Below are 20,643 nucleotides of genomic sequence, written 5' to 3' on the forward strand. Positions count from 1 at the left end.
GAGTGGAATGAATGTTAAAGAAACTTTTTGGAAAGAAACAGGTTGAGCCGGAAACACTAGTAGCACCAATGAATGGAACTGCTGTTGCGATAGAGGAGGTCCCAGATCCAACTTTTGGTGAAAAAATGATTGGTGATGGTTTAGCGATACAGCCGACAGAAGGCAAAGTCGTCGCGCCAATAGGGGGTAAAGTGGTACAAGTCTTTCCTACAAAGCACGCATTTGGAATCGAAACAGAGAATGGAGCAGAACTACTCGTCCATATCGGTCTTGAAACAGTCGCAATGAATGGAGAGGGTTTTACAGCTCATGTTCAAGAAGGTGACAAAGTAAAAGCTGGCGACATGCTAATTGAATTTGATCTTGAACTTGTTAAAGAAAAAGCTTCAAACACCATTACACCAATTGTTGTAACAAACCATGATCAGTTTACGATTGAAAAAATTGCAGAAGGCACTGTTGTGGCAAATGAAAGCCCATTTTTAAAACTAACAAAGAAGTAAAACTGTAAGAGATGGTGTTGCCGTCTCTTACAGTTTTTTTCAAGTGGAGTGGATTCTTCACCTGTCCAACGGATTGTTTTTCTATCGTGTTAAAGCAAAAAAAGTTGTTCACTAAACTTTTTCTAGCGTAATGAGAATGAACCTGTTAAACTACGGAAAGATTGGGTTCATATCGAGTCCAATAGATACTGTTGTATTGGAGTGAAGTGCTTTGCTAGTAACGGCTTTAATAATCTTTTTTGCGCAATTGATCTATGTTCCGATTTTGACATTACGAACAATTATGATGGTAAAAGGATTGAAACACCGTGCTGCTGGAATGGGCATTTTGGAAGGTGCTATATATGTCGTTGCGATCGCTATTATCTTTAATGATTTATCAAATTATTGGAATATGGCGGCATATGCATTAGGCTTTGGTATTGGACTATTCTTAGGTGCTTTAATAGAAGAAAAATTAGCAATTGGCTATGTGAGTATAGAAGTTAATATTCCAGAAAAAAATCAACCTCTAATTGATCGTTTACGAGAACTTGGATTCAGTGTATCGAGTTCGTATGTAGAGGGAATGAATTCAAATCGTTGTCAACTTGATTGCACAGCAAGAAGAGACCGTGAAAAAGAATTTATCGAAGTTGTGTCATCTTATGAGCCTGCTGCGTTTATTGTTTCATTTGAACCGCGTAATTTTAAAGGTGGTTATATTACAAAAGCGATGAAACGAAGAAGAGAGCGTTATTTAAAGCGGAAACAAAAGGCTGAGAATTCAGTTAATTAAGCGATGTAGGCGTTTAATCTTGACAGTTTGCCTGATTTTCTAGATGATTAGGCTAATCTTTTGGTTAGAGGGAGGATAAGGAAATTGGCGCATATAGAGGCAGTTTATTACGTTACGGAAGAGAAAGAGCATATTGAATTAAAAGCTGAAAGAATGGCAACAGGTTTGACGGCAAAGCCTTGGCAGGAAATGCCCGAATCGGAGAAAGAACAGAGTTTAGCGTATAAGGGAAAAGTGGTATCGATAAAAGAAGATGAGGCGTATGGACCAGGTTTTATCGTTACTATATCATTCCCAGTCGCGTATGAAGTTCCCGATTTTCCTTCTATTTTGACGACAACGTACGGAAGGCTTTCATATGAACCAAATGTCAAGTTAATAGATCTTCAATTTTCAAACGATCTTGTGCGTTTGTTCCCAGGACCTCGACTTGGAATAGAGGGCATAAGGGACCTAGTTGATGTACATAATCGGCCATTAGCCATGAGTGTAGCGAAAGGCGCCATTGGTCGTTCCGTTGATTCATTTCACGAACAAGTACTTAGTCATTGTTACGGTGGAATTGATATCATTCAAGATGATGAGCGTTTGTTTGAACATGATTGGACGCCACTTGAACAACGGGTGCCGGTTGGTTTAGCGGCGATTGCTGAAGCAGCAGAAAAAACAGGGAGAACACCTCTTTATGTGGTAAATGTGACAGGTAAGACGTTTGAGCTTAAAGAGAGAGTAAAAGAAGCCATTGGACTTGGTGCTCCTGCCATTTTGCTAAATGTGTTTGCCTATGGTATCGATGTCCTTCAAGGATTACGGGAGGATGAAGAAATAGACGTACCGATCTTCGCTCATTCCTCTTTGGCAGGAATGATGATTCGCTCTAAACAACACGGAATTTCTTCACGACTTTTGTTGGGCAAATTAATGCGTATGGCTGGAGCTGATGCCGTCCTATTTCCTTCCCCGTATGGACGCATGGGTATTAATCATGAAGAAGCACAGCACGTAAAAGAACAACTAACACAAGACTTAACAATGAAAGCAACGTTTCCGATTCCGTCAGCGGGAATTGACTTCAATACAATTGAAAATGTTAAGAATGATTTTGGAAAAGAAGTTATTGTTAATTTAGGTGGTAGCGTTCATCGGTATACAGGCGGTATAGAGGAAGGTGGAAAAGCGTTTATTCGTGCCATTAATTCAAATTAAAAAAAGCGGCGTAAGCCGCTTTTTTATATGTCTGTTGTGCCTAATGAATCACGGAAGATAAATACGAGGATTGCAACGACAAAACAGTAAACAGCGAAATAGACAAGCTTGCTTTTTCGGACTAAATTAATGAAAAAGACGATCCCAATCCAAGAAGCAACAAATGTAACAAGAAAAGAGAGTCCTAAAGCTGTAACAGTTGTTTGTTCCAATAATTCTCCAGATGTTAAATCACGAATGGCTAGAACTGACGAACCTAAAATAACAGGAATGGATAAAAGGAATGAAAATCGAACTGCTGTTTCTTTTGAAAGCCCGGCAAACATTCCAACAATGAGCGTTGTACCTGAACGCGATAAGCCTGGAATTAAGGCAAGACATTGACCAAGACCAACAAAGATCGAATCCCAAATGGTCATTTCTTTCTCTGTCCGGTTCCCTAGTTTGACAAAACGCTCTATAATGATAAGAAATAGACCCGTAATCGCTAACGCAAGGGCAATAAAAATCGGTGCTCGAAAGGTTTCGCCTATGTAGTCTTCAAACAAAATACCGGCAATACCAGTAATACCTGTCGCGACGATCAGGTAAACCGCAAACATAAACATGGAGCGATTTTGGGGCGTCCGGTTAGTGAAAAATGCAAAGAATCCTCTAATAATCTCATAAATATCTTTACGGTAATAAAGAATAACAGCTAATACAGAAGCCAAATGCAGTAAAATTTCAAAGCTGAGCCCTTCAAATGTCATGTTAAACATGGATTGAACAAGAATAAGGTGAGCAGAACTTGAAATCGGTAAAAATTCCGTTATTCCTTGTACTAGACCTAATATGATTGCCTCTAGTAAAGTCATTTCACAATTCCCTTCTAAATAAAGTAAGCTTGTGCAACACTTGCTTATTTTAGCAGACTTTCTAGAACTCGAAAAGAGGTGTCCGTATGAAATATAAACGAATTATAACGCTTATTGTGGTATTGCTTGCTATAGCCGCAACGGCGTATGTGCTCATTGATCGTCAATCAACATCTGGGCCATTACAAACTGGTGATCGAATGCCTAATATAAGTATGAAAAATGACGGTGGAGACGTTGTTTCGTTAGCAGATTTTCAAAATGATGTCATTGTCCTCAATGTATGGGCGTCATGGTGTGAGCCTTGTGTAAGAGAAATGCCAGAATTAATGGCGTTTAATGATACAAACGATACAGTTGACGTTGTAACGGTTAATATGCTCACGAAAGAGTATCGAGCATCGGATCCAGTGGAATTTATAGAAGAAATAGGGTTGACACTACCAGTTCTGTTTGATGAAGATGGTGCTTTTATACGAGAAGTAGAGCCATCTCGTTTACCGATGACCTACCTTTTAGATTCAAATTATCATATTCAAGATGTTATAATTGGAGAGATCACACAAGATTTATTAATGGAGCGCATTTCTACTGCGTTTGCAAGCTAATGTTATTTAATTCGCTTGACTCCTTTTTTTATGTGACGGTATCCATGTTCAAGTCGAATCCATTCATGTACAAACGTATAATGCAATGCTGCTTTTTTAAGTTCTAATAATACATCGTTTTTCGAGCCGGATAGATAAACTTGCTTAGATTGAATGTGTTTTTTCAAGACTAATCACCTCCATATCATTTTAGGAAAACAATAATCTGCTTATACATAGGACATGTTAGGAGAATGCATTTCATGACAACTTTTTCTGAAAGAACAATTAAGAGTGAATCAATTTATAAAGGAAAAATTATTGATGTTTCGATAGCGACGATAGAAAGAGAAGATGGGGAACGAGCGAAAAGAGAGCTCGTTAAACATCCAGGAGCTGTAGCGATTATAGCAGTTACAGACGAGAATAAACTTGTCCTCGTCGAACAGTATCGAAAGGCACTTGAGAAACCGATTATTGAAATTCCTGCTGGGAAAATTGAAGTAGGAGAAGAGCCGATAAAAACAGCTTATCGTGAACTGAAAGAGGAGACGGGTTATAGTACAACGAGATTAACGGAAATTGCTTCATTTTATACGTCGCCAGGGTTTGCGGACGAAATTGTCTATCTTTATGAAGCGTCGAGCTTAGAGGAAGGCGAACAGCAGCTTGATGACGGAGAGTATGTTCATGTGGTGACGAAATCATTAGCTGAGTGTGAAGAATTAATAAAAGAGCAGCGCATACACGATGCGAAAACGATGTATGCTATTCAATATTTAAAGTTAAAAGAAAACTAAACAATAGACATAGCCATCCTTCCTTCAACATATAGTGGAAAAAGGAGGGACAGGCTATGAAACGTATAGAATTGCTTCAACAATTAATGAATCATATGAAACAAAGGAAATCGGTTTACTTGTTTGTTAGTATTTTGTTTTTAATGGGGATTATCTTTGGAGCATTTCTTGTTAATAGCATTAGTCTAACTCAGCGGCACGATTTATTTTTGCATTTAAGCCAGTTCTTTCATGAGATGAATAACGGACACATTGAAGCAACTGCAAATGAATTGTTTGTTAATAGCATTGTGCATTATAGTAAATACATTGGTCTTCTTTGGATATTAGGAATTTCTATGATTGGTTTACCTATTATTTTCATCTTGTTGTTTATGAAAGGAATTGTCATTGGATTTACCGTTGGGTTCCTCGTTAATCAAATGGGCGCTCAAGGATTTGTTATTGCGTTTGTTACGGTCTTTCCGCAAAACATCATTTTAATTCCTGTTTTCATAGCTGTTGGTTGTTTAAGCGTTCGTTTTTGTATTCGATTGTTTAAACATACGTTTATGAAAGGAATTCATGAACCTATTTTCCCTCATTTTCTCAGTTACACCGTAACGATTGTGTGCTTATTAGCCGTAACCTTTATTGCAGCACTTTTTGAATCATATGTGGCGCCATCATTGTTGAAATGGACACTATCACTATTTTAGATCAATTCTAAAATAGTAATTAATATTCATTTTCAATTTATAATAATTATCAATTGACAACGGTTTTCTTCCATTTTATAATAAAGAAACTAGATCGCTTGGACGGAGGAGGCTGTTATGGAAAATCGATTAGAGCGCATTAAGAAGCAACTACATGCTCAAAGCTATAAATTAACGCCCCAGCGGGAAGCGACTGTGATGGTTTTACTGGAGCATGAAGAGGATCATTTGAGTGCTGAGGATGTTTATTTACTTGTAAAAGAAAAAGCTCCCGAAATTGGGTTAGCTACTGTTTATCGTACCTTAGAATTATTAACTGAATTAAAAGTAGTCGATAAAATCAACTTTGGAGACGGTGTTTCACGGTTTGATTTACGAAAAGAAGGCGTTAACCACTCACACCATCACCTTGTTTGTATTGAATGTGGTGCTGTTGATGAAATACAAGAAGATTTGTTAAGTGAAGTAGAAAAGATTGTAGAAAAAGATTTTCACTTTAAAGTAAAAGATCATCGTCTTACTTTTCATGGAATATGCCATCGATGTCATGGACAATCTGCTGTTAAAGAAGAAGCAGATCCATCTTTAGCAGGGAATATCTAACCGCAATATAAGCGGTTTTTCATTTTTATTCAATTGAGAATGATTATTTATTAAATAGTAGACAGTGACCATAATCAATAAATGGTCACTGTTTTTTTTTGTAATAAAAAAAGGGCTTGATTTTGTATTTTTATAAGTTGTATACTTGCCTTACAACTTTTTTAAAGCGCTTTCATAAAAGGGGAGATGTATAATGGGCAAAAAAAGTCTTTTTGGGTTGGCACTTGCAACGACTGCGGTCGTATTATCAGCTTGCGGAAACGAAGACAATCATTATTATTCCATTGCAACAGCATCCACAGGTGGAACCTATTACCCAATCGGTGTAGGAATGGGAAATCTATGGACAGAGGAATTGATTGATCAAGGCATACGCGCAACAGGGCAATCGTCAGCAGGATCGGTTGAAAACATTGATTTACTTCGTAAAGAAGAAGCGCAATTTGGCATTTTGCAAGGTCTTATTGCAGATCAAGCTTATCGAGGTACGGGGATTTATGAAGGAAGTGCATATGAAGATTTGCGAACCGTTACGATGCTTTGGTCAAACGTGGAGCACTTTGTTTTAATGAACAATAAAATTGAAAGCGGTACCATTTCCGATGTTGAAGGAACCTCTTTTTCAATTGGTCCACAAGCTAGTGGGACAGAGCAATCAACAAGAGCTTTAATTAATGGGATTGGTTTAAGTGTGGAGGATGTATCACCAGATTATCTTGGGTACGATGATACAATATCATCCATGCGAGATGGGCGCTTAGATGGCGGCTCTTTACCAGCAGGTGTGCCAGTAACTGCCATTACAGACATGTATGCCAGTGGGGTTCGTGCCACGGTTTTAGATGTAACTGATGAACAATTGGATTCCATTAATGAACTGTATCCTGTTTTCTTTCGTTATGAAATTGATGCAGGCACGTATCCACGACAAGAGGAACCAATTTATACAATCGCTCAATCAAATGTATTAGGCGTTGACAAGCAGCAAGATGCGGATCAAATCTACTTACTAACAAAAATTTTATTTGAAAATTTAGAGACTATGTATGAAGTACATAATTCAGCTCGAGAGATGACGCTAGAAACCGCATTAGTTGGTGTATCGGTTCCGCTTCATCTTGGAGCATATCGCTATTTTGTTGAACAAGGTATTGATATTCCAAACGAACTCATTCCACCAGAGGCAGAGGAGGACGAGCAAGAATGACGATGAAAGAAGACGTGTTAGATGAAAGAACAAGAGAGCAGGCTGGGATTGGTAGACAATTAAGCGGTTGGCAATATCGCATGATGTCTGTATTTGCCATTCTCTTATCTGCATTTGCTATTTATGTGAACAGCTTTATGAATATTCAAGAGATTTATCGAAATATTATCTTCTTACTATTACTTCTTATTCTTGCATTCTTGCTTTATCCTGCGACGAAAAAAAATTCGCACAAGAGATTCACAATTTTAGACATCACGTTAGCGGGTATGGGTGTTATTGGAACGGGTTATTTGTTGCTTTTTTATACAACGATCCACGTTGACCGAATGTCTCAAGCAGTGACACTTGATTATGTATTTGCTATTTTAACTGTTCTATTGTTACTTGAAGCAACAAGAAGAACGCTCGGTACATTTATACCAATTTTAGCCGCAGTTGCGATGCTGTATGCTGTATTCGGTCCTTATTTTCCAGGAATGTTTGGTCATGCAGGGTTTTCCTTTGAAAGACTACTTTATCGTGTATACATGACCACAGAGGGGGTTTTTGGAATTACATTGTCCATTGCCTCAACGTATATTGTTATATTTATTTTGTTTGGTGCATTTCTAAGTGTCAGTGGCGCTTCAAAATTATTCAATGATTTAGCGATAGCGGTTGCTGGTCAACGAAGAGGTGGTCCTGCGCAAGTGGCTGTCATTTCTAGTGCACTCACAGGCTCATTAAACGGTAGTGCTGTGGCAAACGTCGCCACAACTGGCGCATTTACAATCCCACTTATGAAACAAGTTGGCTTAAAGAAAAATTATGCCGCTGCAGTTGAAGCGACAGCATCGACAGGTGGTATGATGATGCCACCAATCATGGGAGCTGCGGCGTTTATCATGGCTGGTTTTCTAGGCGTGCCTTATTCAACCATTGTCTTTGCAGCGTTAATTCCAACATTTCTATACTTTGTTGCACTTGTTATTGCGATTGACTTAGAGGCAAAGAAACAAGGCCTGAAAGGTATGAGTAAAGAATCAATTCCACAAGTCTGGGATGTTTTAAAAGAGCGGGGATTGCTCTTACTACCAATTCTTGTTGTTATCGGAACGTTATTAGCTGGATACACGCCATTGTTTGCAGGATTTGCTGGCATTCTTATCGTCATTGTCGCAAGCTGGCTTACTAAAAGTAAAGAAACACGAGTGACGTTTAAAAAGGTGAAGACAGCCTTTGTTGAAGGTGCAAAGAGTACAATTCAAGTTGGGTTAGCTTGTGCGTCCATTGGTATTATCATTGCTGTCGTGACAATGACAGGTCTTGGGTCGGCAATTGCGTATAATGTTTTAAATGCCGCTGATGGCGTCTTATGGATTGCACTCGTTCTTGTTATGGCTACATGTATCGTCTTAAGCATGGGACTTCCATCAACGGCACTTTATATTGTTGTTGCTGTTACGGCAGCACCAGCACTAGTTGAAATTGGCGTAAATCCTATTGCTGCTCATTTCTTTGTATTTTGGTTTGGGGCTTTATCCAACATTACTCCACCAGTTGCACTTGCTTCGTATACAGCAGCTGGAATAGCAGGTGCTGATGCGATGAAGACTTCCTGGACATCGGTGAAATTAGCACTTCCCGGTTTTATTATTCCATTTATGATTGCCTATAATCCGGCGATGGTGTTACAAGCAACAGAAGGAAGTTCACTATCCGTTGTCACCGTTATTGTGACCCTTGCAACGTCAGTAATTGGGGTGTTTGCAATTGCTGTCGCGTTAAGTGGATTCTTATCTGTGCCTTTACGTATCTATGAACGCATGATTTTCTTTATTGGTTCTTTGTTGTTAATTACACCAGGTATGGTTTCCAACGCTATTGGTTTAGCGGTGCTACTAGCTGTAACCATATTGCACATCATACGTTCAAAAAAGGTTGAAGGAACGAACCAAGTAGTACCACCTATTTCATAAACAGAAAGGTGAGTTCGATGAGTGGGCTTATTGAGCGAAAAAAAGTATCGCTGCAAGTTTTAGACTATTTAAAAGAAATGATCCAGCAGGAACCTTATGTCAATGGTGAAAAGCTTCCATCTGAAATGGAATTGGTAGAACGGTTTCAAGTTAGTCGAGCTCCCATACGAGAGGCTTTAACGGTACTAACGGCAATGGATGTGATTGAGTCAAAACAAGGTGGTGGAAGATGGGTAAAAGATCACACATTACTTTCAATGATGGAGCACATTAAACTTGGAATGGTAACCATTGATGAAGTGCACAGCTTACTTGAAATGCGTCATATTATTGAGACGGAGGCGGCTGCACTTGCAGCGAGTCGAGCTACTCCTGATGAGATTCTCGCTTTAGAGCAAGCGCTAATCGCTTTTTCTGAAACCGTTGTTTCAAAAGAGACGATCGGGAACGAAGCCGATTCTCATTTTCATTTCATTCTCGTAAAAGCAGCAAAAAACCCATTTCTAACGGCAACGCTAGAAAATATGAAAGAGCTTCTTGACCACGCTATTGAGTTTTCACTACGACTTAACATGGGGAAAGTAGAAAAAAGAAGAAACGTATATGAAGAACATAAGGCGATCTATGAAGCTATTGCCGCAAAAAACGCTACAGCGGCTAGAGAAGCTATGAATACCCATCTTGTCAATGTAAGAAAAAAGTTAGGAGACTCACGTATTTAACAAAGGGGAGAGGAACCATGCCGAAAAAGAAAGACAGACAGACAAAAAAAGACATGCTTTTTCTGCAAGATTTAACACAACGAATACCCATTGATGCAAAGCGAATCTTGACCTCACCAGCGGATTGTGCAAGTTATGGATACGATGCTTCTTTTGGTGCCTATATGCCAGATCTCGTTATTCAGCCTCAGTCAAAAGAAGAAGTCGTAGAGATTATGAAAGTAGCAAACGAGCACCATATCCCTGTTTATCCACGGGGACAAGGGACGAGTTTAAGTGGCGGCCCGTTACCAGTTCAAGGAGGAATTGTACTTGATTGTTCGCAATGGCGAGATAAACTGGTGATTGAGCCGGATGATATGGTAGCGATTGTGTCACCAGGAGTGCTAACTGCTGCCATTAACGAAAAAGCAAGCGAGTACGGATTTATGTATCCACCTGACCCAAGTAGTGCACATGTTTCAACAATTGGTGGTAATTTAGCTGAAAATGCTGGTGGCCCAAGAGGGTTAAAATACGGTGTGACAAAAGATTATGTACTTGGTCTAGAAGTTGTGACGCCAGAGGGCAAGATTGTCAAAACCGGAGGCCGAACCGTGAAAAATGTGACAGGCTATGATGTAACTAAGTTAATTGTTGGTTCTGAGGGGACTCTCGCCATTATTACAGAAGCCACCTTGAAGTTAGTACCAAAACCAAAAGCGAGTAAAACATTGTTAGCACTCTTTGAAGACATTGTCGATGCAGGAAAAGCCATTTCCGCTTTACTGAAAAACGGTATTGTCCCGGCAAAATTAGAATTAATGGATCAAGCGTCCATTGTCGCTGTAGAAGCGTATGAATCAATTGGTTTACCAACGGATGTGGATGCACTGTTACTGATTGAATTAGACGGTCATCCTGCCGCGATCGAAGAAGAAATTTTAGAAGTAGAACAGTGGTGCCTAGAGATGAACGCCCGAGAAGTAACTGTCGCACAAACAAGTGAAGCGGCGGCCGAACTGTGGAAAGCGAGAAAGCTAGTTTCTCCTGCCATTGTAAGGCTAAAGCCGACTAAAATTTCCGAAGATGCCACAGTGCCTCGGAGCAAAATACCAGACATGTTCGCTGCTTTAAAAGAAATTAAAGAGACGTATCAGATTGATTTAGTTGTTTTTGGCCATGCTGGAGACGGAAATTTACATCCAAACATCATTGCAGATGTTCGAGACCGAGAAGAAATGAAACGAGTTGAACAAGCCGTTGCGGCCATTTTTAAAGCTGCTGTGGATCTTGGTGGAACGCTTTCAGGAGAGCATGGCATCGGCACAATGAAAGCGCCATTTATGGAGATGGAGGTAGGAAAAGACGGGCTTGATTTAATGAAGCGAATTAAACAAAGCTGGGATCCAAATAACATTTTAAATCCGGGAAAGATTTTCCCTGAGAAAGATCAAAAGTTGGTGTTATCAAATGGCTAAACTTGCTTATGAGGAAACCTTTGATTGTGTGCAATGTGGCTATTGTTTACCGGCTTGTCCAACCTATCAGACAATGGAGAAAGAAACACACTCTCCACGTGGGCGTATTAATCTCGTAAAAATGGCGGCAGAAGGTAAAATTAGTACAGATGAGCTGAAAGAACCGATTGACCTTTGCTTAGGCTGTCGCGCTTGTGAGACTGCTTGCCCAACCAATGTTCAATATGGACGTATTCTTGAATCGGCAAAAGAGGTACTGGCCGAATCTCACCAACCATCTCTTGCCCAAAGGTTGGTTGAAAAGACGGTCTTTAAAGGCTTGCTTCCATCAGATAAAATGTTGCGTGTGCTCGAGTTTGGCTTACAAACATATCAAAAGTCGGGTGCGCAAACACTGGTACAAAAAAGTGGAATCTTACCGAAGTTACTCCCACAGGGAATGGCTGAATTTGAAGCAATGATGCCTGCCATTAAAAGGCGTAAGCGAAAAAAACAGATCACGCCTACATCGACTAAGGATAGAGTCGCTTATTTTACAGGATGTTTAATGGATACGATGTTTGGTAGCATTAATGAACAAGCCATCGCCTTATTAGAGCGAGTCGGTTGCGACGTTCACGTCATTCCTAGTCAAAGCTGTTGTGGTGCTTTACAGCATCATGCTGGAGACATCGAAACAGCCAAGATGCTGGCGAAAAAGAACATCGACGCGTTTGAAGAAGAGCAGTATGATTACATCGTTTCTAGTATTGGTGGGTGTGGGGCAATGCTCATGGAGTATGGTGAATTGTTGCGACAGGAGAGCGAATGGCATGAGCGAGCTGAACAGTTTGCAAATAAACATGTTGATGTTTCCATCATCTTAGAGAAAAACGGCCTACCATTTAGTGGAACATTGAATAAAACTGCGGTTTATCAACCTTCTTGTCATATGACTCATGTCCAAAAAAATACTTCCGCGCCTTTAGCGCTCATCCAAGGAATTCCAGGGTTAACGTATGTCGAAATAGATAAACAGGAGATGTGCTGTGGGTCTGCAGGCATCTATAATTTGCTTCATTATGAAGAAGCAACCGCTATACTAGATAAGAAAATGCCTTATGTCCAAAAGGCAAAGCCTGATTTACTTATTACAACAAATCCAGGTTGTCATTTGCAAATGAAACTGGGAATTCAACGGGCTGGTTTAGCCGAAAAAATTGAAGTTAAGCACCTAGTCGAGGTCCTTGCAGAGGTAACGGAAGGGGTAAGGAATGATGTTTGATTACAGCATTATAGGTGGCGGTATTGTTGGTCTTTCTGTCGCGTATACGTTACAACAAAAACAACCTGAAGCGCGCATTCAAATTATTGAAAAAGAAAGGGAAGTAGCCTGCCATCAAACAGGAAACAATAGTGGCGTCATTCATTCAGGAATTTATTACAAACCGGGTAGTTTTAAAGCTCGTTTTGCAAAAGCAGGTAGTGAATCGATGCGAAAGTTTTGTTTGGAACACAATCTAGCTATTGATATTTGTGGAAAAGTTATTGTGGCGACGGAAGAAAAAGAACTGGAACAGCTGCATACACTTTATCAACGTGGACTTGACAATGGTCTCCACGTTCAACTGTTATCAAAACAAGAATTAGTTGAAATTGAACCTCATGTTAACGGCATAGCTGGTATCCGTGTACCGACTGCCGGCATTGTGAATTACAAACAAGTGTCAGAAACGTTAGCAGCATTGTTTATGCAAAAAGGGGGAACGTTGACGCTTTCAGAAGAGGTTCGATCCATCGAGGAGCGCCACGATCATGTTAGTATTTCAACAGATAAGAAAACCTATTCTACTCAATTCGTCATTAATTGTGCTGGCCTACATAGTGATCGAATTGCCAACCTAGCTGGCTACCATCTAGACATGAAAATCATTCCGTTTCGTGGAGAGTATTACAAATTAAAGCCGGAAAAACGATATTTAGTAAACCATTTAATTTACCCTGTGCCTGATCCAAATTTTCCTTTTTTAGGTGTTCATTTCACTCGTATGACAAATGGGGAAATAGATGCAGGACCCAATGCTGTGCTATCGTTTAAGCGAGAAGGCTATAAAAAAACCGATTTAAATGTAAGGGATTTAGCAGAAACCTTAGGTTATAGAGGGTTTTGGAAGATTGCGAGTAAATACATGCAAAAAGGTATGGAAGAAATGCACCGTTCCTACAGTAAGAAAGTATTTGTCAAAAGCCTGCAAAAGCTAATTCCGGCTGTGAGAGAAGATGACTTAATACCAGCTTCTAGCGGGGTTCGTGCTCAAGGTTTAACGGTGAATGGAGAGCTTGTAGATGACTTTCATATTGTTACAGGGAAGCGAAGTCTACACATCTGCAATGCTCCTTCACCAGCAGCAACTGCCGCATTAGAAATTGGAAAAGAGGTAGGGGAACGAATGGAGCGACTAGCACGGGCAAAAGTTCTTTAGAAGGTACGTATAGAGGAAGGAATGACGAATAAGCCTATAATATAGGCTTATTCGTTCAATCCTAACAAAGCCGTTATTGATTTTTCCTACGGATGCCAATGAGAGTATTGGAACCTTTTGGCCATTGGTTGAATGAAGCGTGTGGCATGTTTGCTAGCTTTTCTTCGACGATAAGCGGGAAAGGTGCTGGACGGCGCGTCTCGTTGCTCATTCCCATGATCATCTGTTCGCTCGTTGCAAGAAGCTGGTTAGAGTCATCTTTTAATTCAACCCATAGATGAACGCGCTTCGCATCACGATCAAGAATAAGAATGGATGCTTGAAGTGGTGCCCCCTGATGAGCTTCTGCCAAGTACTTAATGTGATTTTCCAATGTGAAAAGGGTGTATTGGTGGTGTTGACGACCTGCTTCGTCTAATTCAATGTGTTCCATCAATGCGTCAACTGCATTACTAAAAACACGTGCATATTCCGCATCATTCATATGGCCGTTATAATCAACCCATTCAGGCAACACATTACCGGTCCACAGCGTCAATGTTTCGTTCATAAGCAAGTACCCTTTCTGATGGCCAAAAGCCTTCTTCTTCTAATAAGCCCATTAGTTTAATTAAAAAGCGATCACGACGATGTTCCATGTCTGCTATGGAGATTTCTCCACACTGAGCAGAAGTACCATCAATGACTTTTTTCTTTAAATCTTCTGTTAGCTCAGGCGCAATCAGACGAGTCCACGGCAACTTAAGCGCTGGTCCAAACTGTTCTAACATATGTTTCATACCTTCGTTTCCACCAGCAAGATGCAATGTGAGGAACGGTCCCATTAATGCCCAACGTAAACCAGGGCCATACACGATCGCTTTATCAACTTCTTCTGTTGTTGCAACACCGTCATTTACAATATGCAGCGCCTCTCTCCATAAAGCCTCCATTAAACGATCACCGATATGTCCATCAATTTCTCCTGACATAACAAGCGGCTTCATGTTCAATTCGTCATAGATCTGTTTTGCTTCATTAATGGTGGCGATTGCAGTTTGTTTTCCTCCAGCAATTTCTACAAGCGGAATGAGGTAAACAGGGTTAAAAGGGTGGGCCACGATAATTCGTTCAGGGTTCTTAACACAAGCTTCCTGCAAAACAGACGGCATATAACCAGATGTAGAGGAAGCAATAATAGCATCCGGCTTTGCATGATGATCAATAGAGGCGAGCACTTGTTTCTTTAATGTTTCACGTTCTGGAACGTTTTCTTGAATTAAGTCTGCATGTGCTACGGCATCTTCTAGGTTTTGCACAAATGTAAGGTTATCTTTAGATGCATCTTTGTGTATACCATATTGCACTAATGTTGACCAACTATCATCTAGCATACGTCTCGTATTTGCTTCGGCTTCTGGAGCCGGGTCATAAGCAAACACACGGTGTCCGTTAGCAAGGAACCGGGCAATCCAACCGTTACCAATGACACCTGTACCAACAACAGCCATTGTTCGTTGTGACATTGAAATCTACCTCCTTTAGTGTGCTCGTTTCGTTAATCCCAGATAGTTACGTGCTTCATCTGGCGTTGCGGGTTCTAAGTTTTCTTTTTGAAGCGCTTGAACAGCTTTATCGACGAGTTGTTCATTTGTACCCAGGACACCCTTCTCTAAATAAAGGTTATCTTCTAAACCAACTCGAACATTACCGCCTAATTTGGCTGCTTCTAGCAAAATCGGAAGCTGCTGTCGACCGATTCCGAAAGCAGACCATGTAGCACCTTCCACAATTCGACCGCGCATATATTCAATTGTTTCACGATCCGCATCTGCTCCCCAAGGAATACCGAGGCAAAATTGATACATTGGTGTTCCTTCAATGTAACCGTCTGCGATTAATTGATTGGCGAGACGAATATGACCCGTATCAAAAACCTCTAACTCCGGCTTTACACCACTCTCTTTAATAAGTAAGGCATGTTCACGAAGCCACGCTTCAGGGCCAAGATAGACTTGATCACCAAAGTTTAAGCTACCACAGTCTAAAGTGCATAGTTCTGGGAGTAGTTCGCCAACCGGTTCATGTCGTTCCTGAGGCGTCTGAATGTCTGTACCTGGGCCACCCCGTGTAGGATCGTCTAAATTAGGGATAAAATCCCCGCCACCACCGGCAGTAATATTAATAATGACATCGGTATCAGCTTCTCTTATCCGTTGTACAGTCTCGCGGAAAAGAGCTATATCGTGGCTAAGCTTTCCTGTTTTAGGGTCACGAACGTGAATATGAGCAATGGCAGCACCTGCTTTTGCAGATTCAATCGCAGATGCAGCAATTTCTTTCGGTGTAATTGGTACATGAGAGCTTTTTTTTGTAGTATCGCCAGCACCTGTCAGTGCTGCCGTAATAATACGTTTAGATGTCATCTTTTTTTGCCTCCTTTGAGTATGGGTGAATTGGTACGTATTGAAAAATCTCGCCTGTTTCAAAAAAGTCAACAAGGCGGTCAATCCAATTATAATAATTCGTCCAATCATCTAGTTCTTTTTCCATCATTTGATGCTTTTTCAGGATTTCGGCTGATGCATGCTGTTCCATGTCTTCCTCAATCGCACTTAATTTGTCCCGCAAGCGCCGTTCAAGGGCCATGTTTCGTGTGATTACTTCTTTCCAACTAGTGGTGAAAAGGGAGATAAAGGTTTGTACATAATCACTTTCCACATTGTAATACTCTTTACGGCTTCCTTTTACAAATTCTTTTTCAGCAATATTTAAAGAAATCATTTGACGCATAACTTGACTCATTCTGGTCTTGCTCATTCCTGTTTTAGCAGCTAATTCATCAAGGGTCATTGCCTGTCGATTCATATAAATAATGCCAAGTAACCGACCAACGGTAGACGAAACGCCAAAGGTTTCCATGTTATTTGCAACACGATCAGAAATTAAATCTTCACATGCTTGCAGTTCATTAAGAAGCTCTTGATCTTTAGACTCTGACACAGCCCAACCTCCTCCTATCAAATCAGATACAACTGTACCATAGTCAAACGAAAAGTTAAAAAGACAAGTGATAGAGCATTTGGGAGAAAAAAAGAGTTATTGTAAGATAGATCCCTTTGTAAACTTTGTGCAATTTAAATTGCACAAAGTTTACGCTGTTTTTCACTATTATGGGATTTTCTTTTTTATTTGCACCTTGCCTATAATTTAGAAGCGCGCAACTAGAGCGGAAATAGATGGAGGTATGAAACGTGTTAGAATTCAAAGACGTTGTTAAGAAATATAACGATAATGGAAAACCTGCAGTACAAAACATGAATTTAAAAGTTGAAAAAGGCGAGTTTGTTGTGTTTATTGGACCGAGTGGATGCGGTAAAACAACAACAATGAAAATGATTAATCGGCTACAAGAGCCATCTGAAGGCAAAATCTTTTTAAATGGAAAGAATGTGTTAGATCAAGATCCGGTGCATCTCCGTCGTTCAATCGGGTATGTCATTCAACAGATTGGGCTCATACCTCATATGACAGTAGGCGAAAATATCTCCCTTGTTGGCTCTCTACTAAAATGGGATAAAAAACGGCAACAAGCGAGAGCAGAAGAGCTAATTAAAATCGTTGACTTGCCGGAAAGCTTTCTGCAGCGCTATCCCCATGAGCTTAGTGGAGGACAGCAGCAGCGAATTGGTGTTTTAAGAGCATTAGCTGTGGACCCTCCCCTCATTTTGATGGACGAGCCGTTTGGTGCACTTGATCCGATTACAAGAGATGCGCTACAAGATGAATTTAAAAAGCTCCAAAAAGAAATGGATAAAACCATTGTTTTTGTTACCCATGATATGGACGAAGCGATTAAGCTTGCTGACAAAATTGTGATTATGAACCAAGGAGAAATTGTTCAAGTTGGAACGCCAGATGACATTTTGAGAAATCCAGTAAATCAATTCGTTGAAGACTTTATTGGTAAGGATCGTTTACTACAGAGTCGACCTGATGTAACCAGAGTAGAACAAATTATTAATGAACATCCCGTTACGGTAACAGAAGATACAACACTGAAGGATGCCATTCAAAAAATGCGCGAGTCACGTGTTGATTCGGTATTAGTTGTTGACGGTTCCTATCGTTTAAAAGGCTATGTGGATATTGAGATGATTGACGCGAGCTTTAGAAAGAAAACGTACGTATCAGAGGCAATGGAAAGTGACATCTATTCGGTGATGAAAGGTAGCTTACTACGTGACACAATGCGGAGAATGTTACGACGGGGTAGTAAATATGTACCAGTAATAGCAGATGACCAGACTTTAGTTGGCATCGTTACACGCGCTACACTAGCCGATATGGTCTATGACACGATTTGGGGTGAAGGTTCGAATTTAGACACATCACCGGATCACACTGAAACCGTACTTTAAGGGAGGCAGAATAGAACATGATTGACGCAATCACATCAACCCTGTCTTCTTACGGTTGGGAATTACTTGAGAAAACAGGCGAACATATTTATATTTCATTTTTTGCAATTCTACTAGGCGTTATCGCTGCCGTGCCAGCTGGAGTTTTGTTAACGCGAATTCCTAAAGTGGCGGATCGAATCATTTCGTTTGTCGGGATTTTACAAACAATTCCTAGTTTGGCTATTTTAGCTTTTCTTATGCCTTTTCTTGGCGTCGGAACAGCACCTGCTATTGTCGCTTTGTTTATCTATTCTGTTTTGCCAATTTTACGGAATACGTATACGGGTGTGAAAGAGGTTGACTCAAAGCTAGTAGAGGCTGGAAGAGGAATGGGAATGAACAACTTGGAGCTAATACGAAAAATTGAACTTCCAATTGCTCTACCTGTCATTATGTCTGGAATCCGTTTTGCAACAGTTTACTTAATTGGTTGGGCAACGTTAGCGGCCTTTATTGGTGGTGGCGGTTTAGGTGATTTGATTTTTGATGGCTTAAACCTTTACAAACCGGAGCTTATTATTTTAGGAACGGTTCCTGCCACGATTTTAGCATTGCTTGCTAGCTGGGGACTGTCTGCTTTAGAAAAAAAACTAACACCAAAAGCATACCGAGAAAAAGAAACTGCTTGAGAGGAGAACGCAAGATGAAGAAGCATAGAGTCTCTTTGTTCCTTGCCCCGCTACTCGTCTTTTCAGGTTGTTCCTTACCAGGATTAAGTGGACCTTCTGAAAATACGATACGGATTGGAACAATAAATACAGTGGAATCAGAAATATGGGGGCATGTTGTTTCGCAAATGATTGAGCACTATACCGATCTTGAAACAGAATTAATTACAAACTTAGGATCATCCATTGTGCAACACCAAGCTATGTTACAAGAGGAAGTGGATATTACGGCAACACGCTATACAGGAACAGATATAGCTGGTGCCCTTAACATGCCAGATATTACAGATCCTGATGAAGCAATGGAAATTGTCCAAAGAGAATTTCAGGAACAATTTAACCAGACGTGGGGCGACTCCTACGGTTTTGAAAACAGCTATACCATTTCCATCACAAGTGATTTTGCGGAAGAGCATGGCATTGAGCATGTAGAAGATTTACGACCATTTGCGGCGGAAATGAATTTTGGTGTCGACAATTCATGGGTGAATCGTCAAGGAGATGGCTACCAAGCTTTTACCGAAACTCATTTTGAATTTGGGAATGTGTATCCGATGTCAGTAGGACTCGTTTATGATGCAGCTGCATCAGGTAACATGGATGCCGTACTTGCGTATTCTTCTGATGGACGAATTGCGGCTTACGATTTAGTTGTATTAGAAGATGATTTTTTTCCACCGTATGATGCGTCTCCTGTTATTCGTAATGAAGTTATAGAAGATCACCCAGAACTATTAACGATTCTAGACAAGTTAGCAACTATTGTTACAACGGAAGATATGCAGGAAATGAACTATTTAGCAGATGTTGAACTGATTGGTCCTGCAACAATTGCGAAGGATTTATTAGAAGAAAACAACTATTACGAAGACAAAGCAGTTCAAGAGGAGGGTGCGTGATGGCGTTTTTTGACCAGTTGGTTACGTATATTTCTCAAAATGGTTTTTATATTTGGGAGGAATTTTATCGTCACTTCTTAATGGCTGCTTATGGTGTTTTGTTTGCTGCGATCGTAGCAATACCAGTCGGCATTCTCATTGCGAAGTATGGTAGGATTAGCGGCTGGGTGCTATCGTTTGGTAGTATTATTCAAACGATTCCAGTATTAGGTTTCATGGCCATTACAATGGTGGTTATGGGGCTTGGGACGACAACAGTAATTACAACCGTTTTCTTTTATTCGTTGCTACCGATTATTCAAAATACGTATGTTGGAATTAGAGGGGTAGATAAAAGTGTGATTGAAGCGGCTTATGCATCGGGAATGACCAAATTTCAATTACTAGGGAAAGTAGAATTTCCTCTCGCCATAAGTGTTATCATGGCAGGAATACGAACAGCGCTTGTCATTGGTATTGGCATTGTAGCTGTGGGTACATTCGTAGGGGCAGGAGGGCTTGGAGCTATTATTGTCCGTGGTACAAATGCAACGGATGGTACAGCTATCATTCTTGCAGGTGCTATTCCCACAGCTGTGATGGCTATATTGGCCGATATTGTATTAGGTTCAATTGAGCGTCGCTTAAATCCTGCCAATCGATCTTCCGCATAAATCAGTAAGAGAACTGCCCATAGATCGGGTGGTTCTCTTTTTATATCGTTACATAGAAATAGGGATATGGAAGGATATTCAAAAAAATATTGATAATGAGAATCATTTTCATTATAATGGAACTAAATAGATCGCTT

General features: G+C 40.3%; 23 protein-coding genes. 17 read left to right on the forward strand and 6 right to left on the reverse strand.

Going from position 1 to position 20,643, the window contains the following annotated elements; translation table 11 throughout:
* Window positions 1–11 precede the first annotated feature (11 nt).
* The 3 genes from E2L03_RS14115 to E2L03_RS14125 all read left to right on the forward strand — a co-directional run bounded on the left by E2L03_RS14115 (window position 12) and on the right by E2L03_RS14125 (window position 2,487).
* Entirely contained in the window at window positions 12–503 is a 492-nt protein-coding gene (locus E2L03_RS14115; protein ID WP_038479168.1) for a PTS sugar transporter subunit IIA, read from the forward strand.
* Between the two features lie 211 nt (window positions 504–714).
* Complete coding sequence (locus tag E2L03_RS14120; protein WP_035394095.1) at window positions 715–1,281, forward strand: DUF2179 domain-containing protein; 567 nt, start codon at window positions 715–717, stop codon at window positions 1,279–1,281.
* 84 nt (window positions 1,282–1,365) lie between these two features.
* Entirely contained in the window at window positions 1,366–2,487 is a 1,122-nt protein-coding gene (locus E2L03_RS14125; protein ID WP_134259439.1) for a 2,3-diketo-5-methylthiopentyl-1-phosphate enolase, read from the forward strand.
* Window positions 2,488–2,510: 23 nt separating this feature from the next.
* Here E2L03_RS14125 and E2L03_RS14130 read toward each other — a convergent pair whose 3' ends face one another.
* A complete protein-coding gene (locus E2L03_RS14130) occupies window positions 2,511–3,344 on the reverse strand; it encodes an undecaprenyl-diphosphate phosphatase (protein WP_038479175.1) in 834 nt (277 codons plus the stop codon).
* A gap of 86 nt (window positions 3,345–3,430) precedes the next feature.
* On the opposite strand from E2L03_RS14130, the gene E2L03_RS14135 reads away from it, so the two are divergent.
* Complete coding sequence (locus E2L03_RS14135; RefSeq protein ID WP_055735970.1) at window positions 3,431–3,952, forward strand: TlpA family protein disulfide reductase; 522 nt, start codon at window positions 3,431–3,433, stop codon at window positions 3,950–3,952.
* Between the two features lie 2 nt (window positions 3,953–3,954).
* Here E2L03_RS14135 and E2L03_RS20505 read toward each other — a convergent pair whose 3' ends face one another.
* The gene (locus E2L03_RS20505; RefSeq protein WP_158318516.1) at window positions 3,955–4,119 is read right to left on the reverse strand and encodes a hypothetical protein; all 165 of its coding nucleotides are present in this window, start codon (window positions 4,117–4,119) and stop codon (window positions 3,955–3,957) included.
* 75 nt (window positions 4,120–4,194) lie between these two features.
* Here E2L03_RS20505 and E2L03_RS14140 point away from each other — a divergent pair, with 75 nt between their 5' ends.
* The 9 genes from E2L03_RS14140 to lhgO all read left to right on the forward strand — a co-directional run bounded on the left by E2L03_RS14140 (window position 4,195) and on the right by lhgO (window position 13,844).
* Window positions 4,195–4,731, forward strand: a complete 537-nt coding sequence (locus E2L03_RS14140) for an NUDIX hydrolase (protein WP_038479178.1) — start codon at window positions 4,195–4,197, stop codon at window positions 4,729–4,731.
* Between the two features lie 56 nt (window positions 4,732–4,787).
* The gene (gene spoIIM, locus E2L03_RS14145; RefSeq protein ID WP_038479181.1) at window positions 4,788–5,429 is read left to right on the forward strand and encodes a stage II sporulation protein M; all 642 of its coding nucleotides are present in this window, start codon (window positions 4,788–4,790) and stop codon (window positions 5,427–5,429) included.
* Between the two features lie 117 nt (window positions 5,430–5,546).
* Window positions 5,547–6,032, forward strand: coding sequence for a ferric iron uptake transcriptional regulator (fur, locus tag E2L03_RS14150; protein WP_038479184.1), 486 nt, complete (start codon window positions 5,547–5,549; stop codon window positions 6,030–6,032).
* A 193-nt stretch (window positions 6,033–6,225) separates the two neighbouring features.
* A complete protein-coding gene (locus E2L03_RS14155; protein ID WP_038479187.1) occupies window positions 6,226–7,239 on the forward strand; it encodes a TAXI family TRAP transporter solute-binding subunit in 1,014 nt (337 codons plus the stop codon).
* Complete coding sequence (locus E2L03_RS14160) at window positions 7,236–9,200, forward strand: TRAP transporter permease (RefSeq protein ID WP_051667482.1); 1,965 nt, start codon at window positions 7,236–7,238, stop codon at window positions 9,198–9,200. The genes E2L03_RS14155 and E2L03_RS14160 overlap by 4 nt, the downstream gene beginning before the upstream one ends.
* Window positions 9,201–9,217: 17 nt before the next feature.
* Window positions 9,218–9,922, forward strand: coding sequence for a FadR/GntR family transcriptional regulator (locus tag E2L03_RS14165; protein WP_055735966.1), 705 nt, complete (start codon window positions 9,218–9,220; stop codon window positions 9,920–9,922).
* Window positions 9,923–9,975: 53 nt separating this feature from the next.
* Window positions 9,976–11,382: an FAD-binding oxidoreductase gene (locus tag E2L03_RS14170; protein ID WP_055736072.1), complete on the forward strand. Its 1,407-nt coding sequence runs from the start codon at window positions 9,976–9,978 to the stop codon at window positions 11,380–11,382.
* Entirely contained in the window at window positions 11,375–12,646 is a 1,272-nt protein-coding gene (locus E2L03_RS14175; protein ID WP_124741933.1) for a (Fe-S)-binding protein, read from the forward strand. Before E2L03_RS14170 ends, E2L03_RS14175 begins: the two co-directional genes overlap by 8 nt.
* Entirely contained in the window at window positions 12,639–13,844 is a 1,206-nt protein-coding gene (gene lhgO / locus E2L03_RS14180) for an L-2-hydroxyglutarate dehydrogenase (RefSeq protein ID WP_134259595.1), read from the forward strand. The genes E2L03_RS14175 and lhgO overlap by 8 nt, the downstream gene beginning before the upstream one ends.
* Before the next feature lie 73 nt (window positions 13,845–13,917).
* Here the strand turns inward: lhgO and E2L03_RS14185 are convergent, their stop codons facing one another.
* The 4 genes from E2L03_RS14185 to E2L03_RS14200 are packed head-to-tail and all read right to left on the reverse strand — an operon-like array spanning window position 13,918 to window position 16,745.
* Window positions 13,918–14,394 (reverse strand): thioesterase family protein, encoded by a 477-nt coding sequence (locus E2L03_RS14185; protein WP_134259441.1) that lies wholly within the window; start codon window positions 14,392–14,394, stop codon window positions 13,918–13,920.
* Window positions 14,363–15,349 (reverse strand): 3-hydroxyacyl-CoA dehydrogenase NAD-binding domain-containing protein, encoded by a 987-nt coding sequence (locus E2L03_RS14190; RefSeq protein WP_051667486.1) that lies wholly within the window; start codon window positions 15,347–15,349, stop codon window positions 14,363–14,365. The genes E2L03_RS14185 and E2L03_RS14190 overlap by 32 nt, the downstream gene beginning before the upstream one ends.
* A 15-nt stretch (window positions 15,350–15,364) precedes the next feature.
* On the reverse strand, window positions 15,365–16,249 hold the full coding sequence (locus E2L03_RS14195; RefSeq protein WP_055735961.1) for a beta-keto acid cleavage family enzyme: 885 nt from the start codon (window positions 16,247–16,249) through the stop codon (window positions 15,365–15,367).
* Complete coding sequence (locus tag E2L03_RS14200) at window positions 16,239–16,745, reverse strand: GbsR/MarR family transcriptional regulator (RefSeq protein ID WP_371836645.1); 507 nt, start codon at window positions 16,743–16,745, stop codon at window positions 16,239–16,241. Before E2L03_RS14200 ends, E2L03_RS14195 begins: the two co-directional genes overlap by 11 nt.
* 332 nt (window positions 16,746–17,077) lie before the next feature.
* On the opposite strand from E2L03_RS14200, the gene E2L03_RS14205 reads away from it, so the two are divergent.
* Genes E2L03_RS14205 through E2L03_RS14220 form a run of 4 tightly spaced genes read left to right on the forward strand, consistent with a single transcriptional unit; the run spans window position 17,078 to window position 20,506 of the window.
* Entirely contained in the window at window positions 17,078–18,244 is a 1,167-nt protein-coding gene (locus E2L03_RS14205) for a betaine/proline/choline family ABC transporter ATP-binding protein (RefSeq protein ID WP_038479204.1), read from the forward strand.
* Between the two features lie 20 nt (window positions 18,245–18,264).
* Window positions 18,265–18,915 (forward strand): ABC transporter permease, encoded by a 651-nt coding sequence (locus E2L03_RS14210; RefSeq protein WP_243839537.1) that lies wholly within the window; start codon window positions 18,265–18,267, stop codon window positions 18,913–18,915.
* Between the two features lie 14 nt (window positions 18,916–18,929).
* A complete protein-coding gene (locus tag E2L03_RS14215; RefSeq protein WP_038479207.1) occupies window positions 18,930–19,853 on the forward strand; it encodes an osmoprotectant ABC transporter substrate-binding protein in 924 nt (307 codons plus the stop codon).
* Window positions 19,853–20,506, forward strand: coding sequence for an ABC transporter permease (locus E2L03_RS14220; protein ID WP_055735958.1), 654 nt, complete (start codon window positions 19,853–19,855; stop codon window positions 20,504–20,506). The genes E2L03_RS14215 and E2L03_RS14220 overlap by 1 nt, the downstream gene beginning before the upstream one ends.
* Window positions 20,507–20,643: the final 137 nt, after the last annotated feature.

The sequence above is a fragment of the Shouchella oshimensis genome (assembly GCF_004375095.1).
Classification (GTDB): domain Bacteria; phylum Bacillota; class Bacilli; order Bacillales; family Bacillaceae_D; genus Shouchella; species Shouchella oshimensis.

What these genes read in the sequence shown, in the direction of transcription:
- E2L03_RS14140 (WP_038479178.1), top strand. Translation starts at nt 4,195, where the DNA reads ATGACAACTTTTTCTGAAAGAACAATTAAGAGTGAATCAATTTATAAA.
- fur (WP_038479184.1), top strand. Translation starts at nt 5,547, where the DNA reads ATGGAAAATCGATTAGAGCGCATTAAGAAGCAACTACATGCTCAAAGC.
- E2L03_RS14160 (WP_051667482.1), top strand. Translation starts at nt 7,236, where the DNA reads ATGACGATGAAAGAAGACGTGTTAGATGAAAGAACAAGAGAGCAGGCT.
- E2L03_RS14115 (WP_038479168.1), top strand. Translation starts at nt 12, where the DNA reads ATGTTAAAGAAACTTTTTGGAAAGAAACAGGTTGAGCCGGAAACACTA.
- E2L03_RS14195 (WP_055735961.1), bottom strand. Translation starts at nt 16,249, where the DNA reads ATGACATCTAAACGTATTATTACGGCAGCACTGACAGGTGCTGGCGAT.
- E2L03_RS14185 (WP_134259441.1), bottom strand. Translation starts at nt 14,394, where the DNA reads ATGAACGAAACATTGACGCTGTGGACCGGTAATGTGTTGCCTGAATGG.
- E2L03_RS14200 (WP_371836645.1), bottom strand. Translation starts at nt 16,745, where the DNA reads ATGGAAACCTTTGGCGTTTCGTCTACCGTTGGTCGGTTACTTGGCATT.
- E2L03_RS14215 (WP_038479207.1), top strand. Translation starts at nt 18,930, where the DNA reads ATGAAGAAGCATAGAGTCTCTTTGTTCCTTGCCCCGCTACTCGTCTTT.
- E2L03_RS14130 (WP_038479175.1), bottom strand. Translation starts at nt 3,344, where the DNA reads ATGACTTTACTAGAGGCAATCATATTAGGTCTAGTACAAGGAATAACG.
- spoIIM (WP_038479181.1), top strand. Translation starts at nt 4,788, where the DNA reads ATGAAACGTATAGAATTGCTTCAACAATTAATGAATCATATGAAACAA.
- E2L03_RS14175 (WP_124741933.1), top strand. Translation starts at nt 11,375, where the DNA reads ATGGCTAAACTTGCTTATGAGGAAACCTTTGATTGTGTGCAATGTGGC.
- E2L03_RS14170 (WP_055736072.1), top strand. Translation starts at nt 9,976, where the DNA reads ATGCTTTTTCTGCAAGATTTAACACAACGAATACCCATTGATGCAAAG.
- lhgO (WP_134259595.1), top strand. Translation starts at nt 12,639, where the DNA reads ATGTTTGATTACAGCATTATAGGTGGCGGTATTGTTGGTCTTTCTGTC.
- E2L03_RS14190 (WP_051667486.1), bottom strand. Translation starts at nt 15,349, where the DNA reads ATGTCACAACGAACAATGGCTGTTGTTGGTACAGGTGTCATTGGTAAC.
- E2L03_RS14220 (WP_055735958.1), top strand. Translation starts at nt 19,853, where the DNA reads ATGGCGTTTTTTGACCAGTTGGTTACGTATATTTCTCAAAATGGTTTT.
- E2L03_RS14155 (WP_038479187.1), top strand. Translation starts at nt 6,226, where the DNA reads ATGGGCAAAAAAAGTCTTTTTGGGTTGGCACTTGCAACGACTGCGGTC.
- E2L03_RS14135 (WP_055735970.1), top strand. Translation starts at nt 3,431, where the DNA reads ATGAAATATAAACGAATTATAACGCTTATTGTGGTATTGCTTGCTATA.
- E2L03_RS14165 (WP_055735966.1), top strand. Translation starts at nt 9,218, where the DNA reads ATGAGTGGGCTTATTGAGCGAAAAAAAGTATCGCTGCAAGTTTTAGAC.